Source organism: Gimesia panareensis, assembly GCF_007748155.1.
GTDB classification, from domain to species: domain Bacteria; phylum Planctomycetota; class Planctomycetia; order Planctomycetales; family Planctomycetaceae; genus Gimesia; species Gimesia panareensis.
In genome coordinates, this window is record NZ_CP037421.1 from 6,763,781 (window position 1) to 6,785,699 (window position 21,919).

22 protein-coding genes are annotated in these 21,919 nt (G+C 49.0%); 20 read left to right on the forward strand and 2 right to left on the reverse strand.

The annotated features are described in order from the left end of the window. Positions 1-10: 10 nt before the first annotated feature. Positions 11-1,507, reverse strand: coding sequence for an AAA family ATPase (locus Enr10x_RS25375; RefSeq protein WP_145451782.1), 1,497 nt, complete (start codon positions 1,505-1,507; stop codon positions 11-13). 44 nt (positions 1,508-1,551) lie between these two features. Then, the gene (locus Enr10x_RS25380) at positions 1,552-2,124 is read right to left on the reverse strand and encodes an ATP-dependent endonuclease (RefSeq protein WP_145451783.1); all 573 of its coding nucleotides are present in this window, start codon (positions 2,122-2,124) and stop codon (positions 1,552-1,554) included. Between Enr10x_RS25380 and tnpA the strand changes: the two genes are divergently transcribed. From tnpA to Enr10x_RS25480, 20 genes are all read left to right on the forward strand, one after another. Continuing rightward, the gene (tnpA, locus tag Enr10x_RS25385) at positions 2,115-2,462 is read left to right on the forward strand and encodes an IS66 family insertion sequence element accessory protein TnpA (protein ID WP_145448704.1); all 348 of its coding nucleotides are present in this window, start codon (positions 2,115-2,117) and stop codon (positions 2,460-2,462) included. The two genes, Enr10x_RS25380 and tnpA, sit on opposite strands and share 10 nt — an antisense overlap. Next, a complete protein-coding gene (gene tnpB, locus Enr10x_RS25390; RefSeq protein ID WP_145448703.1) occupies positions 2,456-2,818 on the forward strand; it encodes an IS66 family insertion sequence element accessory protein TnpB in 363 nt (120 codons plus the stop codon). The genes tnpA and tnpB overlap by 7 nt, the downstream gene beginning before the upstream one ends. Before the next feature lie 44 nt (positions 2,819-2,862). Beyond that, on the forward strand, positions 2,863-4,425 hold the full coding sequence (gene tnpC, locus Enr10x_RS25395) for an IS66 family transposase (RefSeq protein WP_232093133.1): 1,563 nt from the start codon (positions 2,863-2,865) through the stop codon (positions 4,423-4,425). A gap of 820 nt (positions 4,426-5,245) precedes the next feature. Then, positions 5,246-7,189: a hypothetical protein gene (locus Enr10x_RS25400; RefSeq protein ID WP_145451784.1), complete on the forward strand. Its 1,944-nt coding sequence runs from the start codon at positions 5,246-5,248 to the stop codon at positions 7,187-7,189. 229 nt (positions 7,190-7,418) lie between these two features. After that, a complete protein-coding gene (locus tag Enr10x_RS25405) occupies positions 7,419-7,625 on the forward strand; it encodes a hypothetical protein (RefSeq protein ID WP_197997360.1) in 207 nt (68 codons plus the stop codon). A gap of 381 nt (positions 7,626-8,006) precedes the next feature. Continuing rightward, positions 8,007-8,450, forward strand: a complete 444-nt coding sequence (locus Enr10x_RS25410) for a hypothetical protein (RefSeq protein ID WP_145451786.1) — start codon at positions 8,007-8,009, stop codon at positions 8,448-8,450. Positions 8,451-8,680: 230 nt separating this feature from the next. Then, the gene (locus Enr10x_RS25415) at positions 8,681-8,971 is read left to right on the forward strand and encodes a hypothetical protein (RefSeq protein WP_145451787.1); all 291 of its coding nucleotides are present in this window, start codon (positions 8,681-8,683) and stop codon (positions 8,969-8,971) included. An 18-nt stretch (positions 8,972-8,989) separates the two neighbouring features. After that, the gene (locus Enr10x_RS25420) at positions 8,990-9,577 is read left to right on the forward strand and encodes a restriction endonuclease subunit S (protein WP_145451788.1); all 588 of its coding nucleotides are present in this window, start codon (positions 8,990-8,992) and stop codon (positions 9,575-9,577) included. Beyond that, on the forward strand, positions 9,577-11,391 hold the full coding sequence (locus tag Enr10x_RS25425) for a type I restriction-modification system subunit M (RefSeq protein ID WP_197997361.1): 1,815 nt from the start codon (positions 9,577-9,579) through the stop codon (positions 11,389-11,391). The genes Enr10x_RS25420 and Enr10x_RS25425 overlap by 1 nt, the downstream gene beginning before the upstream one ends. Positions 11,392-11,404: 13 nt before the next feature. Continuing rightward, complete coding sequence (locus tag Enr10x_RS25430; protein ID WP_197997362.1) at positions 11,405-12,280, forward strand: TIR domain-containing protein; 876 nt, start codon at positions 11,405-11,407, stop codon at positions 12,278-12,280. Further along, on the forward strand, positions 12,273-13,550 hold the full coding sequence (locus tag Enr10x_RS25435; RefSeq protein ID WP_145451790.1) for a restriction endonuclease subunit S: 1,278 nt from the start codon (positions 12,273-12,275) through the stop codon (positions 13,548-13,550). The genes Enr10x_RS25430 and Enr10x_RS25435 overlap by 8 nt, the downstream gene beginning before the upstream one ends. Continuing rightward, entirely contained in the window at positions 13,543-13,809 is a 267-nt protein-coding gene (locus Enr10x_RS25440; RefSeq protein WP_145451791.1) for a hypothetical protein, read from the forward strand. Before Enr10x_RS25435 ends, Enr10x_RS25440 begins: the two co-directional genes overlap by 8 nt. Before the next feature lie 43 nt (positions 13,810-13,852). Continuing rightward, the gene (locus tag Enr10x_RS25445; protein WP_145451792.1) at positions 13,853-14,476 is read left to right on the forward strand and encodes a hypothetical protein; all 624 of its coding nucleotides are present in this window, start codon (positions 13,853-13,855) and stop codon (positions 14,474-14,476) included. A gap of 206 nt (positions 14,477-14,682) precedes the next feature. After that, positions 14,683-15,830 (forward strand): IS3 family transposase gene (locus Enr10x_RS25450; RefSeq protein WP_145108793.1). Its coding sequence is split into 2 segments (ribosomal slippage): positions 14,683-14,944 and positions 14,944-15,830, totalling 1,149 coding nucleotides; the frame shifts between segments, so codons are not numbered across the junction. A 36-nt stretch (positions 15,831-15,866) separates the two neighbouring features. Beyond that, positions 15,867-16,229, forward strand: coding sequence for a hypothetical protein (locus Enr10x_RS25455; RefSeq protein WP_145451793.1), 363 nt, complete (start codon positions 15,867-15,869; stop codon positions 16,227-16,229). A 15-nt stretch (positions 16,230-16,244) separates the two neighbouring features. Next, positions 16,245-16,790: a TIR domain-containing protein gene (locus Enr10x_RS25460; RefSeq protein ID WP_197997363.1), complete on the forward strand. Its 546-nt coding sequence runs from the start codon at positions 16,245-16,247 to the stop codon at positions 16,788-16,790. Continuing rightward, the gene (locus tag Enr10x_RS25465) at positions 16,787-17,509 is read left to right on the forward strand and encodes a hypothetical protein (RefSeq protein ID WP_145451795.1); all 723 of its coding nucleotides are present in this window, start codon (positions 16,787-16,789) and stop codon (positions 17,507-17,509) included. The genes Enr10x_RS25460 and Enr10x_RS25465 overlap by 4 nt, the downstream gene beginning before the upstream one ends. Further along, positions 17,506-20,490 (forward strand): type I restriction endonuclease subunit R, encoded by a 2,985-nt coding sequence (locus tag Enr10x_RS25470; protein ID WP_145451796.1) that lies wholly within the window; start codon positions 17,506-17,508, stop codon positions 20,488-20,490. The genes Enr10x_RS25465 and Enr10x_RS25470 overlap by 4 nt, the downstream gene beginning before the upstream one ends. Continuing rightward, on the forward strand, positions 20,490-21,251 hold the full coding sequence (locus tag Enr10x_RS30695) for a M48 family metallopeptidase (RefSeq protein WP_390621365.1): 762 nt from the start codon (positions 20,490-20,492) through the stop codon (positions 21,249-21,251). The genes Enr10x_RS25470 and Enr10x_RS30695 overlap by 1 nt, the downstream gene beginning before the upstream one ends. Next, entirely contained in the window at positions 21,232-21,909 is a 678-nt protein-coding gene (locus Enr10x_RS25480) for a hypothetical protein (protein WP_145451798.1), read from the forward strand. The genes Enr10x_RS30695 and Enr10x_RS25480 overlap by 20 nt, the downstream gene beginning before the upstream one ends. The last annotated feature ends 10 nt before the right edge of the window (positions 21,910-21,919 follow it).

Sequence of the window (21,919 nt, forward strand, 5' to 3'; positions counted from 1 at the left end):
AGAGTCAGGTTTAGTTTCTACGGGGATCACGGGAGAGCTTTCGTTGTGCACGGGCTCCCGATCGTTCTCCGTGCACAAAGACGCCCGGTTGTTCTGCAGACAGGCAACGATTGCTGGCCCAGCGTCTGAGTCGGGCCACCGATTCCGCAGCTGTGATCGCCACGGGGACCACGTTTTCTGCAGCCTGGGTTAACGGGACATCCAGCAGAGCGGCCAGGCGACAGCAGGCCCGGATTTCGGAACCGGTCCAGTGTCGGTCCTCGGGCAACTGCTGGTTTTCCATGAGGTCATATTGCGCCCGGTAGATGTTCCAGATCGCTTGCTTCTGCGAATCTCCCGGCAGATCCAGAAAAAAGAGTCCGTCAAAGCGTTCGGCCCGGATCAATTCGGGAGGAAGTTTCGAGATATCGTTGGCAGTGCAGACCACAAATACATCTGAAGTATGGTCGTTTAACCAGCTCAAAAGTGTGCCCAGCATGCGTGTGGAGACACCACTGTCGGACTGTCCGGACGAGGATGCCCCGCTCAGACCCTTTTCGACCTCATCGATAAACAGGACGGCCGGCTGCATCGCATCGACGATCCGGAGCGCCCGTCGTGTTCGCTCTTCCGTTTGGCCGACCAGCGCGCCCATCAGGGCCCCCACGTCGAGAGTCAGCGTGGCCCGCCCGGTCTCCCTGCCCAAGGCTTTGGCGAAGGCACTTTTACCGGTACCTGGGACGCCCAGCAGCAGCACGCCCCGCGGACGCACAGCTGATGATTCCTGAGTCCTAGGACGCAGTGCTCGTCTACAAAAAGCCTTGAGGGATTCCAGGCCTCCCAGGTCGCCAAATGATTCCGATCCGCTGTGGAGCGTTAACAGTCCGCTTTTTAGCAGCGTTTGGGCCTTCAACTCCAGGACGACGGAGACGTCGATGCGTCCGTGTCGTACCAGGGAGAGGCTGAAGGCCCCTTCGGCTTCATAGCGAGTCAGTCCACAGGCAGCGTCCAGGACACGCTCCAGTTCCGGTCCTTCCGGTAGCTCACCGGTTTCCATGGCGATACTGCGAGCGATCTCCTCCAACTGGCTCCGGTCGGGAAGATCGTGTTCCAGGCAGACGAACAGTTTTTCCAGTTCCGTGGGAATCTGGACTAGGCTGGACAGGACGATCACGAAGGTCCGGGTCTGCTTTCCCAGGCTAATCTGTTGCGTCAGGGCCTGGATGATTTCCGGGGAATTGATGAATCGGTGGAAATTCTTGAGAACCAGCAGCGTGGGTCGATCTGGATTGGTCTGACTGTTCAGACTGTGGATAGCTGCCAGGGGATCGGGATACGATGAGTCACTCTCCCCAAGGACTTCTGTCCCCTGCAGTCCCCGGTCAATGTCCCAGGAGAGCAGGCCCCAGTCTTCACCGTGGCAAAGCCGGGTGATCTCCAGCAACGCTTCGTCGTGTTCGTGGCTCTGAATCCAGATCCCGGTAAAGCAGGCGCGTACGTTTTCCGCAAGTCGTTCGTTTAATAACATAAGTGTTCCTTATTGGTTTGAGGAAATAGATGTGTGAAGTGGGCTTAAGCGGTCTCAGCCAACTGTGCGATCGTTTCCAGCCAGGAGATGATTTCCCCGTCTGGATCGCGTTCCTGTAGCAAGGGAACCGTCATCTGTTCGACCGCACTGGTGTTAAGCCAGTGCTTGGTCCGATTCCTGAGCTTGACCTGTGGTCGACGATCGAGCAGTTCCCAGCAATAGTCCTCATGACGGCTGTTGAATACCCGCTGTGCCACTTCCGACGCCACGCAATCTTGGTCTCCGAATTCGGGAGTAATGTTGGCCACAGTCTCTATGGCACGGGGATGCAGGTAGTTCTCCAGGCTCCGTTTCTGAGTCAGCACAGCACGGCAGTGGGGTCGGCGGTTGATCTGAGCAACCAGCGTTTCCCGTTGCTCCGTCTCAGGAGGGCTTTCCCGATCAAAGAGATAAAACTCAGGGAGCTGAAGTGGGGCCAGTCGCCTGATCCAGGCGCGGGGATGGCCGCCGATGGGCAGAAAGATGGTAACCGGCCCACAAAATACACCTTGACGGCTGTTGTATTCTGCATGTGTTTCAACCACCAGCATATTCAGGAGCAAAAGCGATGTCCGCATCCCAGTCAACCCCGCGTGCCGACCAGCGACGGAACCCGAACCGTGAAGCGTTCTGGCGACAAACCCTTTCAGACCGACTGCAGTCCGGACTCTCGATCCGTGCCTTCTGTCAGCGTGAAGGACTGAGCGAACCAGCTTACCACTACTGGCGGCGGGAACTGAAAAAGCGGGATGCCGAGACAACCGCTGCAGCTTCCTTTCTGCCCGTTGAAGTCCAACTCCCTGCCACGCCGATTGAAATCGTGTTCTCACAGGGCACCTCGGTTCGCGTCGGAAACGGCTGTGATCAAACCACGCTCGAAACCGTGCTCGCCGCGCTGGAGCAGCGCGCATGCTGAATCTGCCCACCCGCATTTATTTCTGCACGGTCCCCACCGATATGCGAAAAAGTTTTGACGGCCTCCTGCGAATGACCGAAGTCTACCTGCAGCAAAACGTACTCGACGGGGGACTGTTTGTGTTTCTCAACAAAAAACAGGATCGGATCAAGCTGCTGTACTGGGACCACGATGGTCTGGCCATCTGGTATAAACGGCTGGAAGCGGGCACATATCAGCGTCTCTCCAGCCCGGAGGGCACACATGGCCTACAACTGTCCTCCACCGACCTGGGGCTCCTGCTGCAGGGCATCGACCTGACCAGCGTGCAGCGCAGAAAACGCTATCAGATTTCAGAAAAAGTATCGACTTCATAAAAAAACAGTTCCCGCCTGACAACGATTATGTTAAGACGTGGAACATGAACCAGAAACGATCCTCATTGCCGAACGACGTCCAATCCTGCCATGATATGATTCACCAGTTGGGTGAGACCGTGGGAGAGCAACAGCGGGAAGTCGAGCAACTCAAACATTTCATTGAGCGGCTGCTGCGACAACGGTTTGGCGCCCGTTCTGAAAAGATCGCCCCCAATCAAATGAGCCTGTTTGATGAACCCGAGGCTGCAGAGGAAGTTGCTGAACCCGAGGACGATGAACCGCCTCCTACTGCGGTTTCCGCACATCGTCGTCGTGGCGGCGGCCGCAACAAGCTGCCCGACCATTTACCTCGGGAACGGGTAGAACATGACCTGACCGAATCGGAAAAACGCTGTCCCTGCTGCGACCAGACACGGCAGCGGATCGGAGAAATCAGCCACGAACAGTTAGAATTCATTCCTGCCAGCCTGAAAGTGATCGAGCACGTACGTTTCAAATACGCGTGCCGGGAGTGTGAAGAGCATGTGGTGCTGGCGGCTGCTCCTGCCCGGCCGATTGCCAAAGGCTTCGCCGGCCCCGGCTTGCTCTCGACGATCCTGGTGGGGAAATACTCAGATCATCTCCCCCTGTATCGTCATGAATCCATTCTCAGCCGGAATGGCGTACAGCTTTCGCGGAGCACGATGAGCCGCTGGGTACTGGAAACTGCGGAATTACTGCAACCGCTGACTGATCTGATGAAAAGTCGCGTTCTGCAGTCGCATGTCATGCATACGGACGATACAACGATTCCCGTCCAGGACCAACGGCTTTCCCGCACGCGGACCGGCCGGTTCTGGGTTTACTGCGGCGATGCCGGGCATCCGTATTCGGTCTATGATTTCACCCCGAACCGGGAACGCGCCGGTCCCCAGGCGTTTTTAAAACACTTTCGCGGTTATCTGCAGGCAGACGCGTATGCCGGTTACGAAGAACTGTACCGGTCAGGCAGGATTCAGCAGGTCTTGTGCTGGGCGCATGCGCGACGCAAGTTTTACGATGCGCGGACCGTGCAGCCGGAAGCCGCACACCGGGCATTATTGTTTATCCAGCAGTTATACGCGATTGAACGGGAAGCCAGCGATCTGCAACAGCCGGCGGACTGTGAACGCTGGTGGCAACACCGCCGACAGTTGCGACAGGACAAGGCGTTACCGGTTCTGGAACAGTTCCGCGACTGGTTAACAGAGACATCGCGTGTGCTATTACCGAAAAGTCCGGTGGCAGTCGCGATGCAATATCTGTTAAGCCGCTGGTCCGGTTTTACGCGGTATTGTACCGAGGGCATTCTGTCGATTGACAACAATCTGGCCGAACGCACCTTGCGTCCCTGTGCTATCGGCCGGAAGAATTATCTATTCGTCGGCAGTGATCGGGGCGGCGAGGCCGCCGCCGTGCACTACAGTCTGATGGCCAGTTGCAAAGCAAACGAAGTAGAACCGTTTGCTTATCTGAGAGATGTGCTGAGTCGGATAACCGATCACGCCGCCGATCGTCTGGAAGAACTGCTGCCGGACCAATGGCTGAAGCAACACCCCGAATCCCACCGCCCCCGCCGACGATGAACCGGCAGTGATTCAGTTACTCATGACTCTCAAAGGCATATCTTTCGATGCCCGTTGATAGACCGTGTATTTCCTGAAACGGTTACCTATTAGTGGGGGGATAAGTGGGGGGAATGCAAAAGGCCTTCGTCGGGGGACGAAGGCCTTTTGGTTGTAAGTAGTTTTCTCAGCGTGAGATAAGGAGTACACCCCGCAGGGTTCGAACCTGCAACCTTCGGTTTCGTAATGCTAAGTCGTGCTTCAGACAGCCTTCCAATAGCAGAAAAACCGCATAAAACCCTGAGTTCAGAGGGCAGCCAACAATCACCAAAACCCGGAATGGTCCAAATCTGGGTACAGTTTTCAAAAGTGTACCCACTCGATGTACCCACTTTTCGGTGCTGCTCAGAATGACGCTATCAGTGACGTTGAAATGACACTGAAGTGGTAATCTAGCGTCATGCCTCAAGCCTCTTAATACCAAAAGGTTATAGCGTCATGACGCTGGTGACACTATTTAGCGTCTCAATATCTTACTTCAAGCGTGATCTGACGATGCGTTGATATCATTCCTCTAGATACATTTTCTCCTACTCGGCCCCTTCAGCTGTGCCTCCGGTGTTGGCTATTCACAGAATTAGCCAGGAATGAATAACCCCCGAAAATTTTCAGGATCTTAGAACCTTCATACAAAGGTCTTTCTGAGTATTCCTTGAGATGCATGATCTTTGAATGAATATCTCGGCCTAAGGGTTAGAGGACCAGGCGTTTTGGAAATCAATTCATCGTTCCGGCAAGTGTTCGGAACCCAGACGCTGGCCTCCATACGGAGAGATATATCATGAATTTACACACAACCGAGTCTAACAGCAACGGAGCAGGTACTGCTCTGGCCTCCAACGTAAGTGACCGAGCAGGGGCAAAAAATGAACTGTCAACAAGAGAGAAAAAAAACCGGTCTTTGCCGGGCCACGAAACTAAACCGTCCACAAAAGCTGTCACAGCAGAGGATGCTTCTGTAGAAACCAAAATTGATGAGACTGTCGTATCAGATCTGGAATCGAAACTTGAGCTAGAGCCTGTAACAGATCAGGAGAGAGATGAAAACTCATCCAAAAGTGACTCTGAACTGGAACAATTCGAAGCCCTCCCTCCGAAAAACGCAGAGGATATTTCGATTGATAAAACCCAAGAGAATACTTCTCAGTCAAGTCCCATACCACGCTTTTTACCTGAACTCACCAAGGATCAGCTCCTGGGTCGACTGCAGAAAGAAGCTGGTGCTTTATTCTTCCATGACCAACATGGAAACCCATTTGGTTGGATACCCATCGCTGAAGGCACCCAACAAAATGGATGTCTCCCTCTGGGTTCAAAAGCATTTCAAGCCAGATTGATGCAGTATGCAGAAGCTAACTTTAAGATTTCGTCCAAAACCAAGGGGATCAAGATAATCAAAGAGGTAATAGAAACCATGAAGCTTCTCGCCTTTAAAGAACCCGAGAAAGAGTTGGCAAATCGTCATAGATCACATGACAATGAGATCACGATTGATCTAGGTGACTCGAACTGGAGCCAATTAACGGTAACAAGTGACGGATACAAAACAGAACAACAATCTGTCCCCCTCTTCTTCCGTCCAAAACATATGAAGGCTCTACCAGAACCAATGTCGGGAGGTGATCCTTTTGAACTATTCAAATACATCCAGGTGGAAAGTGAAGAAGACAAACTTCTCATATTGGCTTGGGTTACTTCGGCTCTAAACACAGATGTACCATCTCCTATCCTGACATTAACGGGAACGCAAGGATCAGCCAAAACCACGATGTCACAAAGACTGCGTGATCTAACTGATCCAAGCAAAACACCAGTGCTAGGAGACCTGGAACGCTCAAACTTGTTTTTGACATTTCAACACCATGCTGTTCCCTGTTTTGAAAATGTAGCCAAGTTCAGCAGGAGTGAGGCAGACATGTTCTGCCGGGCAGTAACAGGAAACGGAGTCGAACGTCGAAAATTGTTCACGAATTCGGATCAGGTCCTGTTCTCATTCCGACGCCCAATTATCATCAACGGAATTGATACCCCCAGTACTCGATCTGACTTTCTAGATCGATGCATTGTCATCAATTGCAGACGTGTAAAGTCATTTCGGCCCATCAAGGAACTGGATCAGGAGTTCCAGAAGGCCCGTCCTCGCCTATTCGGAGCTTTACTAGACCTGTTAGTAATGACCCTAAAGCAGATGGCTGAGACACCTTCTAGTGGAGAATTCCGTATGGCTGACTTCGCTCATTTTGGCCGATCTCTGGCAGCAGCATTAGGAAAGTCTCCGGAACAGTTTGACAAGGCTTATCGTCTCAATATTCGTAACCAGGATAAAGAAGCCCTGGATGCCACACCAATGACGATTGCTCTCAAGGTTTTCGCAACAAGGCACCCCGAGACGCGACCTTGGAAAGGATCAGCACAAGAACTCCTGGGGGAACTCCAAAGCTCTGCAAAGAGCCTCGGAGATAGTAACGTGCTTAGCGATCTCCCCAAGAGTGCCAGATGGCTCAGCAGTCGACTTGGTGAGCTGGTGACTGCACTGGCCACCGAGGGAATCATTATCGACCGCCTTCCACGAACCAGTGTAAGTCGTGGGTGGAAGGTTTATATATCCAAAGAGTCCGACAAGGAAAGGCGAGCAAAGATGACGCCTGACGAACTCATCAATGACGAATTAGAACAACGGGACCTCTTTCAAGAAGCGGACGGAGATGACGCAGAACCCTCGTGACGGAAATCTCAAGTTCTGTAAACAATCCCCTATCCCCCTGGGTTGCGGCTCAGGGGGATTTTCTTATTTGCATAGCCTGATGTGAGAAGGGAAGCGGCTTAATAACCGTCTGTAGGCTAATCAGTACCATAATATTTCAGCAAACACCTCATTCGTTGTGAAGGTAGGGCATGAAGAGGACACCATGAACGTGGTGAAAATCACTAAAGCATGTCCCCGGTGAGCTTCTGTGCCGGATCCGAAACGAAGCGTGACGTTGCAGCCTTGTCACCCCAATAAGAAAGAGAAGCTTGAGACTGAAGAGAAGAACCATGATTTTGAAACCATGATGAAGGTAAGAACAGAACCATTAAAAGAGAAAACATTAAGAAGAACAATAGAAACAGGAACAGAATCAACAGGACAAGAAGAAACCAGTAAACCATTGAGACAGTAAGAAATCAGACATAGATAACCATAAGAGGATTAGGAATAGAGTTGAGTAACCATCACCCTGTCAGGAAGAGATTTGATGAAAGAGAAACAAACCAAATCAACAGTCAAAGGGGCTGTCGGAACGACACGCCCACAGAGCTGTGTTTTACCGACTGGATTCAGCTGGCTCAGTGTACCAATACCAAGAGAGGTCCACGCACATGCTCGCCACATGGCCTGTCTGTCTAATATGTCCCTGAAAGAGTACGTGGCTTGGTTCCTGCGGACCGCTCAGCCATACACCGAAGTGGACTTGATGCCAGACAAACCTGATGAGCCGGTTCAGTAAATCGGAGCAGCCCACCAAGCAATGAAAGCGTTACTAAAACCCGGAGATCACAGAATGCAAATTGAAACCGACCACAAAGAAACAGATGTGGAACCTCATACTCCTCAAATTGAATCAGAAAGCTTCTCTCCTGACTTTGAGAATCCGGGGAACTTTCCACGGCGTGAAGCAAATCGGATCAAACGGGAAAAACTTCCTGGGATCTGGTACCTAAACCCAGTTGCCAGGGTGAGATCCCCAAAAGATTCCGAAGAGTTCATGCGGGTAGTCGCGAAACGCCAGGCGGAATGGTTCCGACACCTGACCAGGCAATTTAAGAACGGCTGGCGGGAAGCCAGAAATCAAGAAAGCAGTCGCTTTCAACAAGCATTTGAGTTCGATGGCATCATCATCCTGGATGGAATAGTTCTGCCGATCATGGACTGGAAACTCTTTCGAGTAGATGAGTTAAGAAAAAAACATACCAAGAGCAAAACGTGTACGCAGGTACCATTTTGAATTCGTAACACAAAAACTTGTAAAAACAGGTTGAATTCTCCGGAATAATCGCTATAATAGAAAAAGCCCACAGGGATTGCAGTCCCAATGGGCTGGCGTACACCGGAAAACCGGCAACGTAGTAATTGACTAAAGTAATACTACCCAGTTGCCACATCTAAATCAAGGCCTGAACGTTTCAAGCTCAAGGTGTACGCCACATTTTTCTCACCTAAGTAAGGAGAATTATTGTGGCTTCGTTTTTTGTAGTAACAACCTTCGATCTCAAAGATGCCAGCTCTGCCGACTATGATTGTGCAGAAAAGAATCTTAATGCTGTAGGGCTCAGTAAAACCCTGAAGTCTGGCACTGTTAATCTGCCCTACAACACCTTTGCCGGTCAATTTACTGGTAAGGATGCACCATCAGTCCGAGACTTCGTCAGGACCAAAGCAAAGGCAGCACTAAACAAGTGCGGGCTATCTGGGAACTTGTTTGTCTCAGTTGGTGGCGATTGGACATGGGGTTCCACAACTTTCTAGAGATTGGCTGGTGAAGCGATGTCGGTACGCACTGAGAAAATCGGTAATGTCGCAAAAGTCTTTGCGGGAATGCCTACGAAGAGTTCAGATCGTGAAGAGATCGGATGCTGGGGAAATGTACTCACCGTCCGGTCTCTTACCGGCACTGGAATTGATTTGACACAGTTGGAGGAACACGGAGTTGCCGGTCAGTCTATTGATCAGTATAAACTCCACCCCAATGATGTCATACTTTCTGCCCGCAGCACCAGTCTTAAGACGGCGATCATCCCCCAAGAGCTCGGTGATCGACTAATCAACTCAACACTTATAGGTGTACGCTGCCTTTCCGAATTACATCCCCGGCTTCTAATTGCTTGGCTGGAAGGACCTGAGGGGCAAGCAGCCCTGGAAGCAGTTTCTCAATCAGGAACGCATCAGATGAATATCACAGTTGCTGGTTTGAGCAAAATCGAAGTTCCTGTTCCTCCCCTGGAAACACAACAAAAGATGGTACATTTACTTGAAGCGGCAGATGAGGCTTACACGTCTGCGATCCTTGCTGCAGGAGATCGTCGTCGTATTGCCAGGGAAGTCGTTTTCAACAGCATGAAAGAAACTAAATAATGTCAGCACCAAAAATTATTACCCGAGAAGAACTCGACCGACTCCTGTGGGGGGCGGCAGACATTCTGCGTGGGACCACTGATGCCGCCGATTTCAAGAACCACATCCTGAGTCTGCTCTTCCTGAAACGCCTCAACGATGTATTCCTGGAACGCCGACAGGAAATCATTGATGAATACGTCAAATCAGGAAAGCCAGAAGACCAGGCAACTGAGTTCGCGGAAGACCCGGATGAATACGGTCGGGGAAGTTACTACATTCCCCTGAAGGCTCGGTGGGCTGAACTGATGAAGATTCCAGAAAACCGGGCCGAAGAGATCGATATCGCCCTACAGGCCGTAGAAGATGAGAATGGTGATATTTTCAATGGCATCCTCACAAGCGTCAGATTCAACGATGAACGTCGATTTGGTGGCAACGCCAAGGATCTAGATGCCTTCATGCAGCGGCTGTTGACACACTTTGCCAATATCCCCTTGGGCAATCACAATCTGATCGATCCTGATATTCTGGGAGAGAGCTACGAGTACCTGATTGACCGATTCGCAGACGGGGCTGGGAAAAAAGGAGGAGAATATCGCACCCCCCCGATGGTGGTCCGGACGATTGTTGAACTACTCAGACCTCAGGAGGGAATGCGTATCCATGACCCCACCTGTGGAACCGGAGGGATGCTCATCGGATGCGGTCGATACGTGGAAGATCATGGAGGTAATCCGAAGAACATCACTCTCACCGGGCAGGAGAAAAACTATAGCACTTGGGCGATCGCTAAGTTTAATATGCTGCTCCACAACTTTCCGGACGGAAAGGTTGAACTTGGGGACACGATTGTCAGCCCTAAGTTCGAAGAAGGAGGAGCCTTGCAATCCTTCGACCGGATCATCGCCAACCCTCCGTTCAGCTTGAGAGAATGGCACGGCGTTGAGGCTGATCAGGACACCGGAAAAGTTGATAGCAAGAAGGTTAAAGAACGCTGGCAAAATGATAGTTTTCGACGCTTCCACCGGGGTATTCCACCGACAACCAAAGGGGATACCGCTTTTCTGCAACATATGATCGAAGTCTGTAACGACCGGGGAATGGTAGGCGTAGTGTTGCCGCACGGGGTCCTCTTCCGGGGTGGGGCTGAAGCAGCCGTTCGGAAAGCTCTGTTGCAGGAAGACCTGTTCGAGGCGGTCATCGGACTTCCGGAAAAACTGTTCTATGGTACTGGTATCCCTGCCTCTATTTTAATTCTGAACAAGAATAAACCCACTGAACGGGAGAAGCATGTTCTCTTTATCGATGCTTCGGCAGAAGGATTCTACCATGAGGGAAAAAACAGGAACTCACTCCGCTGGGAAGACATCCTGCGGATTGTCAGTGTCTTCAATGCCTGGGCGAAACCGGACCGGCTTCCCGAAGCGGTAGAGCAACTGTCCCAAAGCTGGATCGACGGATACGAACAGCATCGGAACATCCAACTGGAGCGGTCACCGAACAACGAACTCCGTGAACTGGTCAACAATCGTTTTGACAACGAATTGGTTAAGGTACAGGAAGCCCAGAAAGTGGTTAAGGAATGGTTCCAGGCTGATCACCCAGGAGGACGGACGAGCTTGGAAAAATTCGCCAATGTCGTCCCTCTGGCTGAAATTGAACAGGAAAATGACTTCAATTTGAACATCAGTCGCTACGTCGACACTTCGGATCCACCACCGCAGCTGGACGTAAAGGCTGAACTGAAAAAGCTCCGGAAACTCGAAGAGAAACGAGACACTGCCGAACAGCAAATGAATCAGCTTCTCGCTGAGCTCGGATATGAAGAATAAAAGGAGAACACCTATGTCTTCAGATAACCATCGACGCCAGATTGAATCTCTAAATCGCGAACTCGGGCAACTCCATCAAAAGCTCGCTCGGGAACGGAAAAATGAGTCCGATAAAGTCTCCCGAATTGGCTCTATTGAACGAAGTATTAACCAAAACACCTCATCAGGGATTTTACAGTCAAAGCTCCGAGATATTGATCGACTCAATCGTGATATAGAACGATCAAAAAAACAACAAGCGGATCTCACTAAAAAGATTGCAGATAAGGAGTCAAAGAAGCACACACAAGAGAAGAATCTGCTAAGAGAACAAAAACGTGAGCAAGATAGACTCTTCAGGCAACAGGAGAAAGAGCTAGCAGGGTACCGTTCTCAACTATCCAAAGTTTTGTCCGAATCAGAGCAAGGCTCCCTTACGCTAACTAATCAACAGAATAATAAAACACATGACGTTTTCATCTCTCATGCCAGCGAAGACAAAGAGTCATTCGTCCATCTTTTAGCTGAATCTCTCACTGCTAAAGGTATAGATGTATGGTACGACGAAACTGTCCTTACTGTAGGAGACAGTTTGAGGAGATCAATAGATAAAGGACTCGCTTCCAGTCGCTACGGAATTGTTGTCCTGTCAACCTCTTTTTTTTCGAAGAACTGGCCACAGTACGAACTCGATGGGTTGGTGACTCGAGAAACTTCCAGTGGTAATAAGGTCATCCTGCCTATCTGGCACAAAGTTTCGAAAGACGAGGTAGCCAGCTACAGCCCAACACTCGCCGACAAGGTAGCATTGAATACCGGAATTCTTAGCCTCGATGAGATTGTTCGTCAACTCGTCGAGGTAATTCAACCAGTGCCCACAACATCAAAGGAGGATGCTGGTAGTGAATAATAGCAATTCGAACAACACGATAAAAAGTTCCACATTCTTACGATTGTCTGACCTGGTGGAAGTCAACCCGACCATAGATGTTTCAAGGCTTTCCAAGAAAGATCGAGTCTCTTTCATCCCCATGGCTGATGTCTCTGATGGCGGACATTGGGTAGGCAGCCAAACCCGTTCTCTTTCTGAAGTCATCACAGGTTACACAGCATTTCAGGAGAATGACGTCCTTTTCGCTAAGATTACTCCGTGTACAGAAAACGGTAAAGGATGCCACGCCAGGGGACTCAGCAATGGTATTGGTTTTGGAAGCACGGAGTTTCATGTACTTCGAGCAATGGATGGAGTTGATTCTCGACTTATCTATCACCTCTCTATTTCTCCAGATGTCCGGGCAAAAGCTACATCTCTTATGGGAGGTTCAGCTGGACAACAAAGAGTCCCTAGTGACTTTGTGCGGGCTATAAAAATTTCCTGTAAAGCAACAGAACTTCAAGAATTACTGGTACCGATGCTTGATTCTGTAGAAGAGGCGATTGAGACGACACGAGCGGTAATAGATCAGACCCGCAGACTCAAAACGGCCCTGCTGCAAGACCTCCTCACCAACGGCCTCCCCGGTCAACATAAGAATTTCAAGAAGCACAAGTATCTTCATAAGATGCCTGCCGCATGGGAAACAAAATCAATAGGTGACGTCTGTGTAATCGAATTGGGCAAGATGCTGTCTAAAGTAGTTAAGACTGGGAGACATTATCGTCCTTACCTTGGCAACGCTTCGGTCTTGTGGGGTCGCATTGATTTGACTGACCTAGAGGAAATGGATATCCGCGATGACGAACTAGAGCGATATTCCTTGCAGCCGGGCGACATTCTCATCTGCGAAGGAGGGGAAGTAGGTCGTACTGCTATCTGGGAAGGACAGCTTAAACTTTGCTGTTACCAAAAGGCACTCCACCGTCTTAGACCTCTTCAGCCGAACACACTTGTTCCTGACTTCATGCGTTTCTTCATGGAACACGCCGTGCGAAACAACCTCCTAGTGCGATTCACAGGAGAATCATCGATCGCACACCTCACACGTGAAACTTTGATCAACGTTCCTATGGTGCTGCCACCTTTAGCAGAACAGGAGCATATCGTCGCTGCTATAAAATCTGTTGAAATGAAAACGAAGAGCAATGAAAAATTTCAAGACCAACTTGTACAGGTAAAGTCTGCCCTCAGCCAAGGCCTCTTAACAGGCCGCATTTTTCTCAAAGGAGGTTCTTGTGAATGAAGAAAAAGATGAGGTTTCTGGACATGATGAAGAAAGTCCAGCAGAACCCAATAAGAAAGCCCCCAAAGGCCATGCAAAGGAAATCGATGGTAAGCACTATTGGTGCGAACCAAAACGAGAAAATGGGATCTATGACCCGGCAGCGGGAGGGACACACATCATAGGAGGTGTGGAACACTGGTGTATTCCCTATGAGGTTGCATTCCCCGGTCGTCGGTACAACCAGGGTGGTCGAATTGACCCAAGTGATACTGATTAGTGGTAATTTACGGAGATCCATAAATAAAACGAAAGGAATGACCATGCCTAAAGCAAACCCTCAAGTCAAAATTTCCCTGACACAGTTCTTGAATTTCGCAACAAAGCCACCAGAGCAGCAGCTTACGGTGGTGCGGACAATCCGAAAACAACATGAAGAAGGATATGATGTCCCGCCTGACTGCTACAAACAGTTCCGGGAGGCGGTAATCCGGATGCATCGAACAGGAAAGTCAAAAGATTACCTAGATCAGGTCGCCCAACGACAGACAGAACCAACTCGGGCCAAACACTATCCAGACTTAGCTGCTGGCTATAAGAAATTCATAGGCAGAAAAAAGCTGGACTGGTTTGAGCCCCCCACAGGTCTGTGGATGTGTGAGGAGCTGAGGATCAATATTCGCCCTGAAATTGCCCTGGTTATTGACGGAACCCCCACAGCGATCAAACTGTGGATGAATAATGATGACTCTCTCAATAAACGCCGAGCAGAAATCATAACCCACATGATGGCGACGGCATTACCTTCTACTGAGGATGACCTGACAACGGCAGTGTTGAATGTCCGTAAGGGAAAACTGCATCGACAGGGAAAATCTGACAAAGAGCAGACCGCCTTACTGCGGTCTCAAGCAAAGAGTTTTGTGTCACTATATCGAGATCTTTAAATCAGAAAGGAAACCTTATGCCAGTATTTATTTCACACAGATCGGCTGACGACGACATCGCACAAGATGTTTACACTCGCTTAAGATTCCATCATGGTATCGACTGCTATTTAGATGACATTGATGAGAAGCTAGCAGGAATGTGAAGTTCCCCAGAAATAGTGGGCGCTCTAAAAAGAGTGTAAACTATTCTGAGGAGGGACAACATGAGCAAAGAGAATTCGAATTCGAAACGTACCCGGCGGTCATTCACTGAAGAGTTCAAGATTGAAGCCGTCAAGATGGTCACCGAGCAGGGTTATAAAGTCTCTGAAGTGGCACGCAGCCTGGATGTCAATGAGAACCTGATACATCGCTGGAAGGCAAAGTTCTCCCAGCCGGAAAGTGATACCGAGAACGAAGAACTGAAGCGGCTGCGTGAAGAGAATAAGCGTTTGCGGATGGAGCGTGACATTCTAAAAAAAGCGACGGCCTTCTTTGCCAGAGAAAATCAATGAGATTCCGCTTCATCGAAGAACATCAAGCCATCTGGAAGATTTCCCTGATGTGTCAGGTTCTTCGTGTTTCACGCAGTGGCTATTATCGTTGGCGACGAAGGCCTCTCAGCAACCGTTCACAAATTCGGAAATCTCTCCAGGAGAAAATCAAAGTCATTCACAACACGAAACACAAGGACAATTACGGCTCGCCTCGGATGCACCGGGAACTCCTTTCTCAAGGCATCCCCTGCAGTGAGAACACAGTGGCCAAAGTGATGCAGGAAGCGGGTATCCAAGCTCGAATCAGGAGGAAATTCCAGATCACTACCGATTCCCGCCATGCTCATCCTGTGGCAGCGAATGTACTGAATCGCCAGTTCGATCAGTCGACGGGACCGAACCAGACCTGGGTCTCGGACATTACCTACGTCTGGACCAGGCAGGGCTGGTTGTACCTGGCCTGTGTTGTGGATCTGTATTCACGCAAAGTGGTCGGCTGGAGCATGTCTTCACAGATGACGAAGGAACTGGTGTTGGATGCGCTGCAGATGGCGATCATCCGCCGTTGCCCCAAAGAAAGCCTGTTACATCACTCGGATCGTGGCAGTCAGTATTGCAGTGAGGAATACCAGCGAACTCTGAAGGTCAACGGGATTCAATGCAGCATGAGTCGCAAGGGAGACTGCTGGGACAATGCCGTGATGGAAAGCTTCTTTGCAACGCTCAAGAAAGAGCTGATTCATCGCCAGAAATACGAGACACGGGCATCAGCCCGTCACAGCATCTTCGAGTACATCGAAGTGTTCTACAATCGTGAAAGGCTCCATTCATCTCTGGGCTATCAGAGCCCCGAAATGTTTGAGCAGGCAGTATAACCTAATTCCAGCGCCCACTATTTCTGGGGAACTTCAATGAGTGACCAAGAACTTACCCAATGGCTAGTCATGAAGATAAATGAAAGCACAAATCTTCTGGCGATTATGACACAAAACACTAAAGGCTCATGGTGGGTCCCATATGAAATTGGAGTAGCTAAACAAGCACCTCGTGTAATTACGTCATACACTAATTTGTCAGAAAATGATTTGCCTGAATACCTCAAAGAGTGGCCGAGGCTTAGAACTTATAAGTCAATTGATCTTTTTGCGATGTATTATAAATCCCAAAAAGCCATCCTGAACGAACAAATTATTGAAAAGCAGGCTACAGCAAGCCAACAGATTCAATCAGTGGATGCCTTTCATGAGCAACTAAAATTTGATCTTGGTCAGTAGCAAGGGAGAGAAATTGTGAGCACCAATTACCCTTATAATCCACTGAGTTATTCATACGGTTCAGTGACAAGACCCAAGATATTTGTTAGTTACCATCATGCCAGTAATCAGCATTGGTATGACGCTTTCTCACAGATCTTCGGAACCTATTACGAAGTGATAACAGATACCTCGCTTGATCGTCAGATAGATAGCGACAACTCTGACTATGTAAAAAGGGCAATTCGAGAGAAGAATATTACTGGCAGTTCAGTCACCATCGTTCTTTGTGGACAAGAAACCCATAAACGACGCTGGGTTGATTGGGAGATCGAAATGACTCTCAAAAAGAAGCACGCTCTGCTGGGGATCATGCTTACTTCATGTGCTCGCAACTTCCAAAATGAATACATTATTCCAGATCGCCTATTAGACAATATCAATTCAGGCTATGCATCTTGGATTGATTGGACCAATAGCCCACAGGTTCTAATGAGTGCAATTGCAGAGGCTAAAGATCGAGCAGGGTATACATCTCGGATTGATAATCATCGCCCTGCAATGCAAAGGAGTAAATCATGAATGGACTGATCCTTCTATTGGCTACGACCACCATGAATGAAGTAAACCAAAAGGCTACTGTGGAGAATCAGTCGAATAGTTTCTATGACTTTTTCTCAGTAAAACTCGAATGGAGTGGTATCGACGTTCATGTCGGATGGCTATTAGTCATTTTATTAGCAAGCCTAGCCATGGCTTTGAAATACGTAGGTCCGTGGATTCGCAAGAGAAAGTGGTCAACCAATAAAGTAGAAATCGCTTTTCCTAATCTCTTCAAAATGGAGATCTGTCCGGACCACGAAACAGCAAGAGTTGCCTATCAAGCATGGGTTGAAATCAGAACCCGAAAGGTGGGACTTCGCTTCGATCCCGACCATGATGTTATTGCCGAAGTGTACGACTCGTGGTACCAACTGTTTCAGGTTTTGAGAGACCTAACAAAGACAATTGGAGTCCGGCACCTCAAAGAGTGCGAGGAAACTCAAAAACTTGTGACGGTCCTCATACGCGTCATGAACGAGGGATTACGCCCACATTTGACTCAGTGGCAAGCAAAATACCGGCGATGGTGGGAAGCTGCTCTAAAGAATTCAGAATATGAAGAAATGACTCCACAAGATATTCAACGGCTATATCCACAATACGGGGAATTGGTAGAAGATCTAAAGTCACTCAACTCTGATTTTGTTGAGTTCGCTAAAGCCTTGCGTGCCCTTGCCGATGGTGGAGAGGACCAATGAAGATTCGACAAGGCCCTGAATTCAAAGACGTCCAGAAACCTGCATATGAATTGCTGCGGGATCAATTCGGATATGTCTATCAATCGGCAAAGTCACTGGAAGCAGAACGGTCAAATATAAGCGATGTCATCCTGACGAAACGGCTGACCGAGAGTCTTAAGGCCATCAACCCGGGACTGTCGGATAACGGCGTCCGGCAAGCGATTGATGTACTCAGGCAACCACTGGCTAAAAGTCTCATCGAAGCAAATGAAGTCAGCCATAATCTGATTTCCCGCTGGGTTACTGTGGACGAGTTCGAAAATGGCAAACCAGTCGGACGGAGTGTAAGATTTATCGACTTCGACAACCCGGAAAATAATGAATTCCTGGTCACCGATGAGTTCGTTGTGAAGGGACCGAAACACACACGTCGCATGGACTTGGTCATATTCGTAAACGGCATCCCTATCGTTATTGCTGAATGTAAGCAACCAGGTGACTCTCACGGAATCACAAAAGCAGTCCATGATCTCCAGGCATATCAGGACGTCGAGAATGGAGTAGTACGCCTCTTCCATACTGCCTTTTTGCTTTTGGCATTGAAGAAACACGATGCTCAATACGGGACGGTTAATACACCGCTGAACCGATATGCCCAATGGAAGACGATCTACCCGCTTAGTAAAGTAGAACTTGAAAAACAGCTTGGATACAAACCTACAAAACAGGACCAACTCATTGCCGGGATGCTGAGCAAAGATAACCTGCTGGACCTGCTCCGAAACTTTGTGGTCTTCGATCGGCAAGGAGGCAAGGTCATCAAAAAAGTGGCCCGATACCAGCAGTTTGAAGCAGTCAACCGAGTCATTGACCGGGTAACAAACCCGAACAGTAAAGAACCTCGAAACGAACGGGGAGGTATTGTCTGGCATACCCAGGGAAGCGGCAAGAGTCTTACAATGCTGTGGCTCTGTTTGAAACTCCGACGCCAGAAACACCTTGATAATCCCACACTGCTCATTGTTACGGACAGACGGGATCTGGACCGACAGATCACAGAGACTTTTCTGAACTGCGGGTTCGATAATCCGATTCGTGCTTCTCGGGTTGCCCACCTTCGAAAACTGCTCACAGGCCCTCAAGGTCAGACCGTGATGACCACAGTCCAGAAATTCCGGGATGAAGTCGACATTCAGAAAGGCAGCCAACACCCAGTCCTCAGTAAGAGTGATAACATCTTTGTTCTAATCGACGAGGCCCACCGTAGCGAATACGGCAGATTTCACGCTCATATGAGACGGTCATTGCCCAACGCCTGTCTATTTGGTTTCACAGGAACTCCGATTCCAAGAACTACAATGGTCTTTGGCTCCTACATCCATAAATACACGATGCCAAAGTCTGTAGAAGACGGGGCAACCGTCCCGATTCTATATGAAGCCCGTATGCCTGAACTGGCGATTTGGGGCAAAAAAATAGATCCCATTTTTGATGCCCAGTTCTCCGAATTAACTCCGGATCAGCGTGAGCGGTTGAAAAAACAGGAGGTCACGGAACGAAAGCTGTCTATGGCGGCAGATCGGATCTCTAAAATCGCCTACGATATAGCAGACCATTATAGATCAAACTTTGAACCTGACGGATTCAAAGCCCAGGTCGCAACGTGTTCACAAGAAGCAGCAGCAGCGTATTACCACGAGCTGAGTAAATACTTTCCCGAGCGTGTCGCAGTACTGATCTCCGGAACCCAGGACAAGGGGAGCGAGCTAAACGACCTGAAGGATAAGTTCGCGGATGAAGAAACCATTATTGACAGCTTTAAAAAAGATGGTGTCGATCGCCTGGCGATGATCATCGTAGTCGACAAATACCTGACAGGATTTGATGCTCCGGTCGAACGTGTACTCTACCTCGACAAACCGCTCAAGGAACACAACCTGTTACAGGCCATCGCACGTGTTAATCGTCCCATGCCGGAAAAGGATAAAACCTGGGGATTGATCGTAGATTACTGGGGAGTAGCAGGATTTCTCGACAATGCATTGGAAGTATTTTCAGAGGACCTGCAGGTTTCAGATGCTCTTTGTAAGCGTGATAATGATTCAGCCTATGAAACTTTGAAACAGAGGAAGACAGACGTTTTCGCTCTCTTCAAGGACGGATTGACACGAGATGAGATTGAACCCTGGATTCTGGCACTGGACAAAGAAGATATCAGAGCAATCTTTCTGGCACGCTATCGCGAGTTCTATAAAGCCCTGGAACAACTTCTACCTGATGATCGAGCACTCACCTTTCTTGGAGACTTTGCCTGGTTAAGGAGAGTCCGAAAGGAAATGTTAAACTTTTACCAGGATGAAGAAGATACCGAACTCCCTGATTGCAGTGCAAAGGTGAGGGAACTAATCAACCAACACGTTCGAGCGGAAGACGTAACCGTTCTGCTGGAGCCGGTTGATGTGCTTGATGCCAATTTTGGTCAGGAAGTCGATAAACTACATTCGTCGCGGGCCAAAGCCAGCAGAATGGAACATGCGGTCAAACGAACAATTACGATCAAGATGCACGAGGATCCTGCATTCTACGAATCCCTACAAGATCGCCTGGAAGGAATCATAGAGGATTGGAAAGCCAAACGAATTGACGACGTGGCAGAGTTTCAGCTGCTCTCCTCTTTACGCGATGATCTGGTATCAGGCCAGCAGCAATCCGCAGAGTCAGTTGGACTTGAGCCAGGGCCATATGCGATCTACGGGCTTCTCAACCAACACCTCGGAGAAGAACCGGACAATAATGATGAAAAGTTGAAAGACCTGGCAACAGTAGTCTTCGAAACTCTGGAGTCTGAGGCAGTGATCGACTGGACCACGAAGGATGATGTTCAGCGTGAAATGAAGCGGAAAGTAAAACGTCAATTACGTTTAGCTGACTGCCCTGCGGATAAAATTGATGAACTCACGACGGTTGTGATGGATCTGGCACGAGTGAGACTGGGATGATGATAAATCATGGTCATGTTAAGTTTGGCAACACAACAATTGCGTACGATTACAGTCGTTCGCCACATCGGAATACGATTTCCGTCAACGTTCACCCTGATGGAACGGTGAGTGTTGAAGCTCCAAAGGGAATGCGGAAAAACCGGATAGCCGAAGCGGTATATGCCAAGAAAATCTGGATTCTGAACCAGCAAGAATACTTTCGTCGATTGCTCAGATCTCGGACAAAGCACTTCGTCAGTGGGGAATCTTTCCTATACCTGGGTCGCCAATATAAACTTCTAGTTCTCACAGGAAGTGAAGATAACATCCCCACCGTCAGATTGTATCGTGGTAATCTTGAAGTCAGGGTTCCAGCGGATCTGAATCAGAAAACGCGGATCGATTACATCCAGAACTCGCTTTTCGACTGGTACCGTAATAAAGCACTGGATCGCCTTGAATCCTTGACTCATAAATACGCACGTAATCTCGGTGTAGATGTCGAGTCAGTCCGAGTTCGAGAAATGCAGCGACGATGGGGGAGTGCCAATAACTCTGGAAGGATTACATTTAACTGGAAGATCATCCTGGCACCTAAGTGGCTTCTGGAATATGTCGTTGCACATGAAGTGTGCCACCTGAAGTATGATGACCACTCAAAGGAGTTCTGGAAACTACTGGAACGGACCATGCCTGACTATGAGAGAAGGCGTATAAAGCTGGCAGTGAATGGACCGAAGTATGACCTAAGGAAAGTAAATGACAGCAGATCAAAATAATTCTAACTCACTCAGGATCCCCCTCACAATTGAAATGGTAAGGGCTGCGAATCTAATCTATCTGCAATTAGACCGGTGGCAGACTGCCGATAGAGCTTTCGCAGTGCTGCATACACAAGTCCCAGGATTCAATCCGGAAGCCACACTATTAAAGGTTGCTTCTGTCAATGCCCTGTACTGGACTCAGCTCTATGCAATCGATCGCATGTCTAGACACATTGAGCATATTCTTCAAGAGATAGCTATCGAATCAGCAGGTATCGAGTTGGTCGAGGCTATAGCAGATCTGCCTATGACTGATAGCCAGGAGCACCACCGTAAGCACACCAGCTTCGCATCAAAGTTCTTACACTTCTTTGTTTCTCGTGAACGGTTCCCAATTTACGATAGTGTCGCAGACTGGATGGTCCGTCAACACCTAAAGCGTAATCTCATATTCACTGATAGTGCAAATAAGTATCTCGCATTTTGCAAAAACCTCGATCAACTCAAAGTGACTTCAAAAATAGATGTCACCAACTCTGAACTCGATCGGTATCTGTGGTTAGCCGGATCATTGCGAAAATGGAAAGCAGGCAAAATCAAAGAGGTGAATACAGAATTGAGTGATTATTTCACACATCATCAGAAAGAGTCGAATGTTCTGTTAATGGACTAAACAAGGGAAA